This is a genomic window from Paenibacillus sp. USDA918EY (genome assembly GCF_009870825.1).
GTDB lineage: Bacteria > Bacillota > Bacilli > Paenibacillales > Paenibacillaceae > Paenibacillus_AQ > Paenibacillus_AQ albilobatus.
Window position 1 is genome coordinate 79,185 of record NZ_WTWY01000013.1, and the last position, 14,078, is coordinate 93,262.

Genomic DNA, 14,078 nt, shown 5'->3' on the forward strand with positions numbered 1-14,078 from the left:
TGAAAAGGAGGGACCTGTCTAATGGCTACATTGAAAGGGGAGATCGCCGGCAAAGGTGCCTATGGGATCGATGCGCCTAAAGTGGTTCGAAACTTGCTGACGATCGGAATCATTTTGGCTGCTGTCGGCGTTGTGGTTTTGCGGTTTGGCGGGATCATCGGCATGATTGCGGCGATACTGCTGCTGCTCGGCGGCATCGTTTGTTTGGCGGAAGGGGTCTTGATGATATGGAGCAGCAAAAGAGGCAAGGCTTACGTCGTTAAAGCGTTAATCGAAAAATTGAACGTTCAGGAAACGGACCGCGTTCTCGACGTCGGGTGCGGGAGAGGTTTTCTGCTGCATTCGTTGGCGAAACAGGTTCTGCATGGGAAAGCGACGGGGATCGATATCTGGAACGCCGAAGACCAATCCGGAAACCATCCGACCGTCACCCTGCGCAATGCGGAAGCGGAAGGGGTGACGGAGCGCGTCGAAATCTTGCAAGCCGATGCGCGGCAGCTGCCGTTCGAAGACGGGACGTTTGATATCGTGGCTTCAAGCCTGGCCATCCACAACATTTCGCATCCGGCGGAACGGCAGAAAGCCATCGCGGAAATCGTCCGGGTGTTAAAGCCGGCGGGCAAAGTCGCGTTGCTTGATTTTCAGCATACCGGCGAATACGCGCAAATGATGATCCAATCGGGCCTGGAGCAGGTGCAGATATCCAAATGGCATTTTGCGATGTTTCCTCCTGTCCGCATCGTTACCGGGGTAAAGAAATAAGGTAAACCGGGGAAATGACAACATGATTGGAATATTGGAATTTTTATAAAAAGGGGCCTGCGAGGGTCCTTTTTGCATACTAAGTTTTCGAAATGCCGAGCGGCATCTTTGAGATGTGAAAATAAAACCGCTGGGGGCATGTGCAAATTCAGCTCGAAGTGTTGTATTTATATAAATAGGGTCGTATAATAATACATATTTATGAGAGGGATGCAAGTCAGACGGGGAGAGAGGAGAACAGAGAGATGCCAGGTGAACAAGGGGAAACTCATAAAATCAGAATCGCGATTATCGGCTCGACGGGCTACGGCGGGGTGGAATTGATCCGATTGCTGCAAGCCCATCCGCGGGCGGAGATCACGTCGGTTATTTCATCTTCAAGCGCGGGAGTGCCGATTTCGGACGGTTTTCCGCATTTAACGAATATTATCGCGCAACATCTGGACGGCGTGAATGCCGCGGAAATCGCGGAAAAAGCGGATGTCGTATTTACCGCGACGCCATCGGGCGTCAGTTCGAAGCTGGTTCCGGAGCTGCTGGAAGCGGGGCTTAAGGTCGTTGACCTGTCGGGCGACTTCCGGATTAAGGACGGCGGCACTTATGAAAAATGGTATAAGCATCCGGCGCCGGAGGAGCGTTATTTGGAAAAAGCGGTGTACGGATTATGCGAAATATTCGGCGAGGAAGCTGCCGGCGTCGACTTTGTTTCGAATCCGGGCTGTTATCCGACAGCGACGCTGATTGGTCTCGTTCCAGCGGTCAAAGCCGGATGGGTTGATCCGAAAAGCATCATCATCGACGCCAAATCCGGCGTATCCGGCTCAGGCCGGGGCACAAGTCTGACTTCGCATTATTCGGAAATCAATGAAAACTTTAAAGCATACAAGGTAAACAAACATCAGCATATTCCTGAAATCGAACAGGTGCTGAGCCGGGTTGCCGGCGAACCGGTGACGGTGACTTTTACGACGCAACTCGTTCCGATGACGCGCGGGATCATGAGCACGATGTACGTGCAGATGAACGGAGCATACCGCGATGAGGATTTCATAGAGCTGTACCGGCAGCATTATAAGGATCGGCCATTCGTGCGCGTACGCGATAAAGGCATTTGGCCGGCGACCAAAGAGGTGTACGGTTCCAACTACTGCGATGTCGGCTTTGCCGCAGACGAACGGACGGGACGCGTGACGATTATTTCCGTGATCGACAATATCGTGAAGGGCGCCGCAGGCCAAGCGATACAAAACCTGAATTTGATGATGGGATGGGAGGAAAATCTCGGACTGGGATACACGCCGGTGTATCCGTAAGGAAAGGGATGACAGCATATGGGACAAATGAAATTTACCGCGGTGCAAGGCGGTTCGATTATAACTCCAAAAGGTTTTTCCGCAGGCGGGTTGCATTGCGGGCTCAAAAAGTCCGAACGTCATGACCTCGGCGCCATTTATTGCGAAGTGCCGGCCGTCGCTGCGGCCGTGTATACGACAAACCTGATCCAGGCGGCACCGCTGAAGGTGACGCGCGAAAGCCTGCAGGACGGCAGACTGCAGGCCGTTGTCGTTAACAGCGGCAACGCCAACGCCTGCACCGGGAAACAAGGGGAAGAAGATGCGTATACGATGCGGGCGGAAGCCGCCCGTCATCTCGGCGTGGCGGAGCAGGATGTGGCGGTTGCGTCGACGGGTGTGATTGGGGAACTGCTCAAAATGGACTGCGTCACGGCGGGCATCGCCGGTTTGCCGAAGCGGCTGAGCGGCGAAGCATCCGGGGCGGAGGATTTTTCGCAGGCGATTTTGACGACCGATTTGGTGAAAAAGGAAGCATGCGTTTCGGTCCGCGTGAACGGCAAGGACGTAACGATCGCCGGAGCGGCCAAAGGGTCGGGCATGATTCATCCGAACATGGCGACGATGCTGGCGTTTATGACGACGGATGCTGCGATCGAAGCGGACGCGCTGCAGCAGCTTCTGCGCCAGGCGACGGACGTGACCTTCAACATGATTACGGTCGACGGGGATACAAGCACAAACGATATGCTGATCGCAATGGCGAGCGGGCTGGCCGGCAATGACGCGCTTCATCCGGCTCATCCGGATTGGGAGGCTTTTGCGGAAGGATTCACTTACGTGTGCCAGATACTTGCTCAAGCGATTGCCCGCGACGGCGAAGGGGCAACGAAGCTGGTCGAAGTGCAGGTGAGCGGAGCGGTCAGCGATTTGTCGGCGCGAGCCATCGCCAAAACCGTGATCGGTTCGAGCCTCGTGAAATCGGCGGTATTCGGCGCGGATGCGAACTGGGGAAGGGTCATTGCAGCGGTCGGACGTGCGGGAGAGCCCGTAAATCCGGAAACGGTGGATATTCATATCGGCGATATTTCGGTTCTGGAAGGCTCCCGTCCGGTAGCGTTTGATGAGGACGCAGCCTTGCAATATTTGAAGGGCGATACCGTCCGGATTACCGTTGATCTCCATCAGGGAGACGGGATCGCGACGGCCTGGGGCTGTGACCTGACGTATGACTATGTCCGCATTAATGCGGCTTACCGGACGTAAATAGATCGGAAGATAGGGAGAGGAACGCGGTGGAAACTTTGGAACGGAGTGAGGCCGGAACGGCTGAACATAATGCAGGCCTGCAAAGCTTCGTGATGAAATGCGGCGGCAGTACGCTGGCGGCGCTGCCGGATTCTTTTTTCGAGGATCTGAAGCAGCTGCAGGCTTCCGGGGTTCAGCCCGTGATCGTACACGGCGGCGGACCGGCCATTTCGGAAAACCTGGAGAAGCTTGGCATCGAAACGGAATTCGTGAACGGTTTGCGCAGGACGACGGAGGCGGTGCTCGACGTGGTGGAGATGGTGCTTGCAGGCAGCATCAACAAGCAGATCGTCAGACGCATTCAGCAGACCGGAGGCCAGGCGCTGGGCATCTCGGGCGTCGACGGCGGGTTGATCGAAGCGCAGCCGGTCGAAAATAGCGATACGGTTGGCTGGGTCGGCGACGTGACGCATGTCCGGTCCGACATGATCCAAGGCATTACGGACATGGGTTATATGCCGGTTATTGCGCCCGTCGGCGTCGATCAGAGCGGACAGCGTTACAACATCAATGCCGATACGGCGGCGGGAGCCGTCGCTTCGCATTTGGGGACGGACCGGATGATCGTCGTGACCGACGTTCCGGGCATTATGAAAGAGCTGGACGGCGTCAAGCAGGTGCTTCCCGTCGTGACCGTGCAGCAGATTGACGACATGATTCAGAGCGGAGAGATATACGGCGGCATGATCCCGAAGGTCAAAGCGGCGGTCAGCTGCATTCAAGGCGACGTGCAGGAGGTCGTGATCGTGAACGGCAGCGAACCGAGGGTGCTGAGCCGGGTGCTTCAGGGCGAAGCGATCGGGACGAGAATCGTGAAATAATGAGTGAAAAGTGCAGTAGTAAAACGATCGAATATTGATTCGGATAGGAGTGATTTTGCATGAGTATCCCTGAAGGGCAATCCAGTTCGCTGTTTCCCAACTACGCCAGATACCCGATCACCCTGGTCAAAGGCCAAGGCAGCTGGCTGTGGGACGACCAAGGCCATAAATACCTCGATTTCATGAGCGGCATTGCGGTAACCAACCTCGGGCATGCCCCCGAAAAAGTAACGGCGAAATTGAAAGCGCAGCTGGATGAGCTGTGGCATGTTTCGAACTTGTTCCATATTCCGAATCAGGAAAATGCGGCGGCGCTTCTTACGGCAAACAGCTGTGCCGACGCGGTGTTTTTCTGCAACAGCGGCGCGGAGGCGAACGAAGCGGCCATCAAGCTGGCCCGCCGTTACCATCAAAAGGTGAAGGGCACGGGCCGCTACGAAGTGATCACCTTTTTCCAATCGTTCCATGGACGGACGCTGGCGACCTTGACGGCGACGGGACAGGATAAAGTGAAGGACGGCTTCCTGCCGCTCCCTGCCGGCTTCAAAAGCGTGCCTCTGCACGATCTGGACGCTTTGAAAGCAGCCGTTACGGATAAAACGGCCGCGATCATGCTGGAGCTTGTGCTGGCCGAAGGCGGCGTGCTGCCGGTGGAAGCGGATTTTCTCCGCGCCATTCAGAAGCTGTGCAAGGAGCATGGCCTGCTGCTTATTATCGATGAAGTGCAGACGGGCATGGGACGTACGGGCAAGCTGTTTGCGCATGAGCATTACGGCATTGAGCCGGATATTTTTACTCTCGCCAAAGGCATTGCCAGCGGGTTTCCGACCGGCGCGATGCTGGGCAAAGCCTTCCTGCGGGATGCGTTTTCGGCGGGCAGCCACGGGTCGACCTTCGGCGGAACGCCGATCGCGACGGCGGCCGTCATTGCCACGATCGAAACGATGCTGGAGGATCGGCTACCGCAACGCGCGGCCGAAATGGGGGCTTACCTGAAAGAGCAGCTGACCGAAAAGCTGGCAAGCAACCCTCATGTCAAAGCCATCCGCGGCCTCGGCCTGCTGGTCGGCATCGAATGTGCGGAGCCGGTCAACGACCTGGTGCTTGAAGGGCAAAAACGCGGGCTGCTGTTTATTACGGCAGGACCTAACGTCATCCGGCTGCTGCCGAACCTGTACGTGACGAAAGAAGAAATCGATCAGGCGGTAAGCATCCTTGCCGGCGTGATCCATGACCATACGGCCGTAAAGAAGGATTAATACGATAAATGATTTTCATCGTTAATGACCTGACAAAATAGCGATACGGCGGGCACGGGATCGTTCTGAAAAACCGGAAGTCATCGGCGGAACGATCCGTAACGCAGCGGCTACCATGCGACATAAGAACCTAACGTGAAAAAGGAGGAACACCCATGACCCAAACAGAGCAGCTGCAGCAAGTGAACCTGAAGGGCCGGGACTTGCTTGAGCTGGACGACTACACCACGGAAGAGATCCAGTACCTGCTCGATCTGGCGATCGAGCTGAAACGCAAGCAAAAAAACGGCGAGGTTTACCAGCCGCTGAAAGGCAAAACGATCGGACTTATTTTCGAAAAATCTTCCACCCGCACGCGGGTTTCCTTTGAAGTCGGCGCGTTCCAGCTCGGAGCGCACGCGCTCTTTTTGAGCAAAAACGACATCCAGCTCGGACGCGGCGAAATTATCAGCGATACCGCACAGGTGCTTTCCCGTTACCTCGACGGCATCATGATTCGTACGTTCGGACATCAAAACGTCGTCGATCTGGCCAAATACGCTTCCGTGCCGGTCATTAACGGTCTTAGCGATTCGGCGCATCCGTGCCAGGTATTGGCCGACTACCAGACGATCCTTGAACATAAAGGCAAGCTGAAAGGCCTCAAGCTGGCGTACATCGGCGACGGCAACAACATGGCGCATTCCCTAATGATCGGCGGGGCGAAGCTCGGCGTGCATGTATCCGTGGCCAGTCCGGAAGGATATGAGCCCGATGCCGAAGTCGTGAAGGCCAGCCGCGAAATCGCGAAGGAAACCGGAGCGGAAATCGTCGTGACGCGCAGCCCGCAGGAAGCGGTGAAAGACGCCGATGTCATCTATACGGATGTGTGGGCGAGCATGGGCTTTGAGGAAGAGCAAAAAATCCGCGAGGCTGCTTTTAAAGACTATCAGGTCGATGAAGAGCTGGCGAAAGGCGCCAAAAGCGATTACCTGTTCATGCACTGCCTGCCTGCGCACCGCGGGGAGGAAGTCAGCGAGGGCGTGATCGACGGCAAAAATTCCGTTATTTTTGATCAGGCCGAAAACCGCCTGCATGCGCAAAAAGCGCTGATGGCGGCGTTGATGGGGTAGGCTAGAGGAATTGTGGTTGACCGACCGGCGAATTATGTTTTGGAGTTGCTGCTATTGGGTTCGTTCGACATAAAGGAAGACGGCCAACTAATTAATTTATGATCTTAAAGGTTAACATAGTGCATTGTGCTCGCGGCAGTGGAGGGGACGGAATCGATCTGAAGAAGCTAAAAGCTTTTTGAAAAAAAGCTGCTTCGGAAGCTTATGCTGCGGTCGCCTTTGTCCCTGAATTTCTACCTTTAAACGGTTCAATCAAGGAATTTTGGGGGCAACAGCGATCGGAAGAACGATCCGTACCCGGGGCGGTCAACACGAACGAAAATGTGCTATGGGCTAAGCCCCAACGACGATATAATCGAATTACGAAGCATAAACGAAAGGAAGTTCATGATGGCAAAAGAAAAAATCGTGCTCGCCTACTCCGGCGGGCTGGACACATCCATTATTCTGAAATGGCTCAAAGAAACTTACGATGCGGAAATTATCGCTTTTACGGCCGATATCGGCCAAAAGGAAGAGCTTGACGGCCTGGAAGCCAAGGCGCTGGCAACAGGCGCTTCCAAAGTGTATATCGACGATTTGCGCGACGAGTTCGCGAAGGACTTCATCTATCCGATGTTCCAGGCCGGCGCGCTGTACGAAGGGCAATACCTGCTCGGCACGAGCATCGCGCGTCCGCTGATCGCCAAACGCATGGTCGAAATCGCCCGCGCCGAAGGCGCAACCGCGATTGCGCACGGGGCAACCGGGAAAGGGAACGACCAGGTCCGTTTCGAGCTTGGCGTAGCCGCGCTGGCTCCGGATATCGAAGTGATCGCGCCATGGCGTCTGGAGGAGTTCCGCAACGACTTCCCGGGCCGCGCCGAAATGATCGCTTTTGCCGAAAAACACGGCATTCCGGTTACCGCCTCTGCCGCCAAACCTTACTCCATGGACCGCAACCTGCTGCATATCAGCTATGAGAGCGGCGTGCTGGAGGATCCTTGGTTCGATGCAAGCGCACCGGAAAACAAAGATATGTTCCTGCTCAGCAACTCTCCTGAGGATGCGCCGGATGAAGCGGAATACCTCGAGCTCGAGTTCGTCCAAGGCAACTGCGTGGCGCTGAACGGCGAGAAGCAGAGCCCGCTGCAGGTGATGGAAAAACTGAACGAGCTTGGCGGCAAACACGGCATCGGCCGCGTCGACATGGTGGAAAACCGTTTTGTCGGCATGAAAAGCCGCGGGGTGTACGAAACGCCGGGCGGAACGATTTTGTTCACGGCTCACCGCAAAATGGAATCCATCACGATGGACCGCGAAGTGATGAACCTGCGCGACAGCCTCATCACCCGCTACAGCACGCTCGTATACAACGGCTTCTGGTTTGCGCCGGAACGTCTCGCTTTGCAGGCACTGGTGACCGAAAGCCAAAAGAACGTCACGGGAACGGTCCGCGTGAAGCTGTATAAAGGCAACATCATCGCCGCGGGCGTCAAAAGCCCGGTCAGCTTGTACAATCCGGATATCGCAACGATGGAAGCCGATCCGACGCAAGCGTACGACCAAGGGGATGCAACGGGTTTTATCCGCCTGAACGCGCTTCGTCTGAAGGTAGGAACGGGCGTAGAGCAGAACAAATAATCGCAGCATTACCCATACATGAATGAACGTATAGCGGCAGGGTGGTGACGGCCGTTCCTTTTCCGGGCGAGAAGGGGCGGCCCTCTGCCGTATCAGAGAGGAGAGACCCAAAGTGAGCAAACTGTGGGGAGGGCGCTTTACGAAGCAAACCAACCATTTGGTGGACGAGTATACCGCTTCGATCGGTTTTGACCAGAAGCTGGCCGAGGAAGACATTCAAGGAAGCTTGGCGCATGTGACGATGCTGGGCAAATGCGGAATTTTGCCGCAGGAGGACGTGGAAACGATCAAAGGCGGCCTGAACAAAGTGCTTGAAAAAATCCGCAAGGGTGAAATCGAGTTTTCGGTGTCGGATGAAGACATCCATATGAACGTGGAAAAAAACCTGATTGCCGAAATCGGTCCGGTCGGCGGGAAGCTGCATACCGGGCGCAGCCGCAACGACCAAGTGGCGACCGATATGCACCTGTACCTCCGCAAACGCGTGGTGGAGCTGTCCGGGATGCTGTACGAGCTGCAAAAAGCGCTGATCGGGCAAGCCCGCGACAACCTGGATACGATCGTTCCGGGGTACACGCATCTGCAGCGGGCGCAGCCGATTTTGTTCGCCCATCATCTGATGGCGTACGTATCGATGTTCCAGCGCGACATTGAGCGGCTGATGGACAGCTACAAGCGCATCAACGTGCTGCCGCTCGGAGCGGGGGCGTTGGCCGGAACGACGTTCCCGATCGACCGCCATTTCGTGGCGGAGCAGCTGCAATTCGACCGCGTGTACGAAAACAGCCTGGACGCCGTCAGCGACCGGGATTTTATTCTGGAGTTCCTGTCCCACGCTTCCATCATCATGATGCATCTTTCCCGCCTGTCGGAGGAGCTTGTGCTGTGGAGCAGCACGGAGTTCAATTTCATTGAGCTGGACGATGCGTTCTGCACAGGCAGCAGCATCATGCCGCAGAAAAAAAATCCGGACGTGCCGGAGCTTGTCCGCGGCAAAACGGGCCGCGTCTACGGCAACCTGATGGGGCTTCTCACGGTGCTGAAGTCGCTGCCGCTCGCTTACAACAAGGATATGCAGGAAGATAAGGAAGGCATGTTCGATACGGTGGCGACGCTGGAAGGCGCCCTGCAGCTGTTCGCTCCGATGATCGCCACGATGAAGGTGAACAAATCGCGAATGCGCGAAGCGGTCAACAAAGACTTCTCCAACGCGACGGACATCGCCGATTTCCTCGTGGGCAAAGGACTGCCGTTCCGCCAGGCGCATGAAGTGATCGGGAAAACGGTCCTGTACTGCATTCAGAACGGAAAATATTTGCTTGATCTGACGATGGAAGAGTTCAAGCAATTCTCCCCATTGTTCGACGATGCCATCTACAAAGTGCTTCAGCCGGAAACGGTCGTCAACGCCCGCAACGTATACGGCGGCACGGCCACGGACCAGGTGGCGGACGCCATCAAGCGCAGCGAAGTGCTGCTGCGGATGACCGAGCAGTGGCTTGAAGAACACCAATAAAGCCATGGACAAAAGGAAAGCTGTTCTCTCAATTCGGGAGGACGGCTTTTTTTGATAAAACGGATTAAAAGCAAATGCTATACGAATGCGAAGCCTAATATCGGCGCCTGATGCCGTAAAGAGAAATGCTTGCTCGTTACAGCCTGTCTTTTTTGAAAATAAGCCGGTAGACACTTTTAACTTTTGTTGAATTTGGATAATATTGGGTTACGTTCCAATAAAAATTTAGAAAAACGGTGCATATGATATGAGCGATCCGGACATCAGGCTAAATTATCACAGCTTCCTGGAAGAGATCAAAAACGACTTTGACCCGATCATAAAGAAAATGCGGGAGCAGGACTTCAATGGTTGGAGGGGACAAGCTTGGAAAGGGCCTGCAAAGAAGCTGAAGAAAACCTTTAAATCGGCGGGGGCTTTAGCCAAGATCAAATGGGCGGGTTTGCCGCTCATTGGGCCCGTTATAGCGGGGATCGGCGGCTACTTAGCCAACATGCCCCTTTGGGGCATAATCGGTGCCGCAGCCTTCATCATTCTGATAACCTACTGGATCCTTGTCCGCAGATTCGTTCATGAAATGACGTCGATCGCAAGCGAGAACTTTCATGTCGGCGCTTTTAAAGCCAAAAAACCAAAAGAGTACGCGTTGTGGGCTTCTTTTCGTCATAGCGGCGCCACATTTAATGGGCTGTATGCCTTGATGACGCCGCTTCTGATCGATTCTCCCAAAACGGAGGTGAGCATCGATCAAATTTTGAATTATGCCAAGGGGCAACAGGATTTTTTGCAGGCGAATATCGATACATACAAGGAAGAACGAACATTTTTACTGGACGAAATCGAAAAAAATGAAAAATACGTGTTATATCTTATCGATTTATTGAAGTCGATCAATACGGCCATCTATAGAATCGCTAACGGGGTTATGAACTTTTCGGAGCTTGATTTTATTTGTGCGTATACGATCTATGAAATGAAAGGAGACAAACTGTACAGAATCGTCGATAAAGGCACGACCGGCAGCAGCCCCGAACAATACGAGATCAGCAGGGAAAATGCGCTGCGTTATGCTGTCGTCGATGCGGCGATGTCTTCGGACGGCGATCCGAGGTATAATTTGTCCTCCCCGGGCAGAACCATCGTTTCGTATCGCATGAACATGTTTAATGATGCCGTATGGATTTGGAATTTTCATTTTGATGACAGCAACGACAGAGCGTTGTCCCTCACACTCTCCCATGATATTATTGATATTAGAGAAGTGTACCGTTTGGTCCATGCATTTTGCTTGATTTTGCAGAAAGATATGATGCATAAAAAGGAGATGACATCTATTGGCGACTCCTATGACAAAACCTATCAAATTTGAATTTTCGTCCCAAAAGGAGATTACGGAGGCGAATCGTGAGCGTCGGCAAAATGTTTTAAGGGCGCTCCAAATCATCCGCAAGGGACAAACCGAGGCCGCTGCCTCTGCAGAAACAGAAAAAAGCGATAAATAATGTAATAGAGTTGTATAGATTTGATAGAGAAAGACCATCCTTATTCTAAAAGAACAAGGGTGGTCTTTTGTGATGAAAAATAAAAAGGTGATTCTGTTTCCGGTCAATAAGCCTCGAAAGGTTGCCTTTAAAAGCCAGGAGCAGATTACGAACGAAAACAGGTTGCGAAGAGAAGCTATATTAAAGAGTTTTACGAAAAATAACCCTCCCCGCCAGTTTTGAAAAACGCATGGCTTCACTGAGGCGGCCGCTGCGCTCCCCATCGCACAACCAGGCCGGCATGGGTCAACCCGCCGCCGAAGCCGTAAAGAAGCAGCGTATCGCCGTATTTCAGCTTTTCCTCCCGTACGCCGAGGCCAAGCGACAGCGGAATGGAAGCCGCCGAAGTATTCCCCATATATTCCACGCTATAGAGCGTTTTGTCGATTGGAATGCCGGTTTTCTCGCAAATCGATTCGATCATCCGGAGGTTGACGCTGTGCGGCACGAACCAGTCGATATCCGCGATCGTCATGCCGGCGCGCGGCAGCAGCTCCTCGATCCCGGCGGTGACGGTCCGCACGGCCCATTTATACACTTCGCGGCCGTTTTGCACGATGTTTCCTGCGCCTGCAAGCGGAAGGCCGTGCAGCGCGTTTGCCATGCCTGCGCGATAGAGATGCATGCCGCCGCTGCCGTCGGTCCCTTGGATGGAGGCGATGAAGCCGGGGTTGGTTTCGTCCGCTTCAACCAGCACCGCTCCGGCACCGTCCCCGAACAGAATGCAAGTCGTCCGGTCTGTATAGTCCGTGACTTTGGATAACGTCTCGCCGCCGACGACCAGTACCTTGCGGTGCAGTCCGGCGCTGATGAGCCCGTTCGCCACGTGCAGGCCGTAAGCGAATCCCGCGCAAGTCGCGTTCAGATCGAAGGCTCCGGTGCTTTGAATGTTGAAATGCTCTTGGATGAGGCACGCCACGCTGGGAAACGGGTAGTCCGGCGTCGTGGTGGCGACGATGATCAAATCGACATCCTCCACATGTTTGCCGTAGGTCCGTATTAAATCATCAACCGCCCGGATGCACAGATCCGAAGTAAACTCCTGCTCGGCGCTGATCCGGCGCTCCCTCATGCCGGTCCGCTGCACGATCCATTCATCGCTTGTTTCCACGAGTTTTTCCAAATCCGCATTGGTTAGCCTTTTGTCGGGCACGTACGTGCCAATGGCCGTTATGGCCGCTTTGGATGATACGCTGTTCATTATGATCTTTCCTCCTCCGCATGATGGAATGCCGATGAAACGATGACCAACCGATTTTAATATCAAGTATTAGTACTTGGTACTAATTATATGCAAATGTAATCCGAATTCAACCTTTTTCTTTCACGGGGCACAAAAAAGAGACCCTCCATGAAGGGCCTCCATTGACAAGATGCGATCCGGTTTGTGCCGGAAGTTACTCGATAAAATGAACGGCGTGCAGAAACCGTTTCAGCATCGCTGCCGCTTGAGCGCGGGTTGCATCGTCGGCCGGCGCGAAATTGCCGTCGCCCATTCCTCCGATGATGCCCGCTTGAACGATTTGCGACACGGAAGCTTGCGCCCATGGAGAGATCGCGTCTTGATCTTTAAACACGGCAAGCGCTTGATTATGAGCCGGGAGGTTATTTCCCTCAGGCGTCAGGCTTAACGCTCTGGCGAGCATGACGGCCATTTGCTCCCGGCTGATCCGTTCGTCCGGCATAAAGGAGCCGGTTGTCATGCCGTCGACCAGGCCGGCCTTAACCGCCGCTTCCACCGCAGGCGCATACCAAGCGAATGACGGCACATCTTCAAATCCGCTATAAGCCCCGTCCTGTTCGTTCGATAAGCCGAGCGCGCGGACGAGCAGGGCGGCGAACTCGGCGCGCGTAATGCTTTCATCCGGAGCGAACCGGCCTGCGGAAACGCCGTCCACGATCAGCCTTGAGGCAAGCTGCTCCACATCTTCCTTGGCCCAATGGGCGTTCATATCGGTAAATGATCGGTTATCGGTTTCGATGACGGCGAAAGTGCTATGATGCAAGGCATGTATCATTGTTTCGTTTTTTTCGCTGCTTCTTAAGCTCGGACGGCTTGGAACATACGAAACCGTGTTGGAGCCAGGGTCATAATAAACGGCAATGACCGTGCCGTTTTTCGTCCCCTCATTATATACAAGGCCTCGGGTGATCGCCTTGCCGACAGAGTCGTTTAGTTGGACGGTTTGACCTTTGGCCGAGGCCGTTACTTTGAAATCCGCGGCATGGCTAAGCATCCGGAAACCGAGCTTCGTGCCCAATCGTTCCAGCTTCTGTTTGACAGAGTCGCTGACCTGTGCCATGGACGCTGTGATCTGTAAATCGGATACCGCAGCACCCAGGCGTTTAGCCGCGCTGTCTAAATTCAATGCGTTAAGTTGGAATTCCAAGCTGGATTCGTTCAATTCAATGCCTATAGCGGCATTCGGATTCGTGCCTGTGATCGCCGCAAGAGGCCCTCCGGGAAGCTGTACCTGAACGGATGGTTCCGAGTCGTTTGCTTTTATGATGATGGTGCCCTTTGAAGCATCCTTCAACAGTTTATGGGCTTGATCGAGGATCTCAGCCGGTACAATCAGTTTTTGCGTCATTGTCCCGTCTGCCGCCTTTTCCTTTACGAGGGCGGAGGGGGCGGCGAAAATGGCGACACTGCCGGTTGGCTCCAAAGCGACTTGAAATTTCGGCGGGACGGTTACCGTGCCCGTTGTCGGCCTTGAATCAGAATTATTATGGCTGCCCGAAGGCGTAGGCGTCGAATCGGATACGTGAATAGTCATCGTTTGAGCCGCTCCGCCGCTGAACGTAAAGGTCAAGACCGACGTACCTGTCGGCTGCGCGTTCAAG

The 14,078-nt window shown here is 54.3% G+C and carries 11 protein-coding genes; 9 read left to right on the top strand and 2 right to left on the bottom strand.

The window, feature by feature from the left end:
* Nucleotides 1-21: 21 nt before the first annotated feature.
* The 9 genes from GQY55_RS22215 (at nucleotide 22) to GQY55_RS22255 (ending at nucleotide 11,062) form a co-directional block, all read left to right on the top strand.
* Nucleotides 22-762 (top strand): class I SAM-dependent methyltransferase, encoded by a 741-nt coding sequence (locus tag GQY55_RS22215; RefSeq protein ID WP_160044107.1) that lies wholly within the window; start codon nucleotides 22-24, stop codon nucleotides 760-762.
* A 245-nt stretch (nucleotides 763-1,007) separates the two neighbouring features.
* Nucleotides 1,008-2,075, top strand: a complete 1,068-nt coding sequence (argC, locus tag GQY55_RS22220) for an N-acetyl-gamma-glutamyl-phosphate reductase (protein WP_160044108.1) — start codon at nucleotides 1,008-1,010, stop codon at nucleotides 2,073-2,075.
* An 18-nt stretch (nucleotides 2,076-2,093) separates the two neighbouring features.
* Entirely contained in the window at nucleotides 2,094-3,320 is a 1,227-nt protein-coding gene (gene argJ / locus GQY55_RS22225; protein ID WP_160044109.1) for a bifunctional glutamate N-acetyltransferase/amino-acid acetyltransferase ArgJ, read from the top strand.
* Between the two features lie 95 nt (nucleotides 3,321-3,415).
* The gene (argB, locus tag GQY55_RS22230; protein WP_160044172.1) at nucleotides 3,416-4,183 is read left to right on the top strand and encodes an acetylglutamate kinase; all 768 of its coding nucleotides are present in this window, start codon (nucleotides 3,416-3,418) and stop codon (nucleotides 4,181-4,183) included.
* A gap of 59 nt (nucleotides 4,184-4,242) precedes the next feature.
* Complete coding sequence (locus GQY55_RS22235; RefSeq protein WP_160044110.1) at nucleotides 4,243-5,442, top strand: acetylornithine transaminase; 1,200 nt, start codon at nucleotides 4,243-4,245, stop codon at nucleotides 5,440-5,442.
* Nucleotides 5,443-5,597: 155 nt separating this feature from the next.
* Nucleotides 5,598-6,554, top strand: coding sequence for an ornithine carbamoyltransferase (argF, locus tag GQY55_RS22240; RefSeq protein ID WP_160044111.1), 957 nt, complete (start codon nucleotides 5,598-5,600; stop codon nucleotides 6,552-6,554).
* Nucleotides 6,555-6,944: 390 nt separating this feature from the next.
* Nucleotides 6,945-8,177 (top strand): argininosuccinate synthase, encoded by a 1,233-nt coding sequence (locus tag GQY55_RS22245; protein ID WP_160044112.1) that lies wholly within the window; start codon nucleotides 6,945-6,947, stop codon nucleotides 8,175-8,177.
* A gap of 112 nt (nucleotides 8,178-8,289) precedes the next feature.
* The gene (gene argH, locus GQY55_RS22250; RefSeq protein WP_160044113.1) at nucleotides 8,290-9,693 is read left to right on the top strand and encodes an argininosuccinate lyase; all 1,404 of its coding nucleotides are present in this window, start codon (nucleotides 8,290-8,292) and stop codon (nucleotides 9,691-9,693) included.
* Between the two features lie 247 nt (nucleotides 9,694-9,940).
* A complete protein-coding gene (locus tag GQY55_RS22255) occupies nucleotides 9,941-11,062 on the top strand; it encodes a hypothetical protein (RefSeq protein WP_160044114.1) in 1,122 nt (373 codons plus the stop codon).
* Nucleotides 11,063-11,430: 368 nt separating this feature from the next.
* On the opposite strand, the gene GQY55_RS22260 is transcribed toward GQY55_RS22255, so the two are convergent.
* Nucleotides 11,431-12,435 carry a ketoacyl-ACP synthase III gene (locus GQY55_RS22260; RefSeq protein WP_160044115.1) on the bottom strand — a complete coding sequence of 335 codons (1,005 nt, stop codon included), beginning with the start codon at nucleotides 12,433-12,435 and terminating at the stop codon, nucleotides 11,431-11,433.
* Nucleotides 12,436-12,631: 196 nt separating this feature from the next.
* A partial coding sequence (locus GQY55_RS22265; RefSeq protein ID WP_201452211.1) for an S-layer homology domain-containing protein occupies nucleotides 12,632-14,078 on the bottom strand: 1,447 nt, incomplete at its 5' end.

Coding starts and splice junctions, on each gene's coding strand:
- GQY55_RS22215 (WP_160044107.1), top strand. CDS start 22: ATGGCTACATTGAAAGGGGAGATCGCCGGCAAAGGTGCCTATGGGATC.
- argC (WP_160044108.1), top strand. CDS start 1,008: ATGCCAGGTGAACAAGGGGAAACTCATAAAATCAGAATCGCGATTATC.
- argJ (WP_160044109.1), top strand. CDS start 2,094: ATGGGACAAATGAAATTTACCGCGGTGCAAGGCGGTTCGATTATAACT.
- argB (WP_160044172.1), top strand. CDS start 3,416: ATGAAATGCGGCGGCAGTACGCTGGCGGCGCTGCCGGATTCTTTTTTC.
- GQY55_RS22235 (WP_160044110.1), top strand. CDS start 4,243: ATGAGTATCCCTGAAGGGCAATCCAGTTCGCTGTTTCCCAACTACGCC.
- argF (WP_160044111.1), top strand. CDS start 5,598: ATGACCCAAACAGAGCAGCTGCAGCAAGTGAACCTGAAGGGCCGGGAC.
- GQY55_RS22245 (WP_160044112.1), top strand. CDS start 6,945: ATGGCAAAAGAAAAAATCGTGCTCGCCTACTCCGGCGGGCTGGACACA.
- GQY55_RS22255 (WP_160044114.1), top strand. CDS start 9,941: ATGAGCGATCCGGACATCAGGCTAAATTATCACAGCTTCCTGGAAGAG.
- GQY55_RS22260 (WP_160044115.1), bottom strand. CDS start 12,435: ATGAACAGCGTATCATCCAAAGCGGCCATAACGGCCATTGGCACGTAC.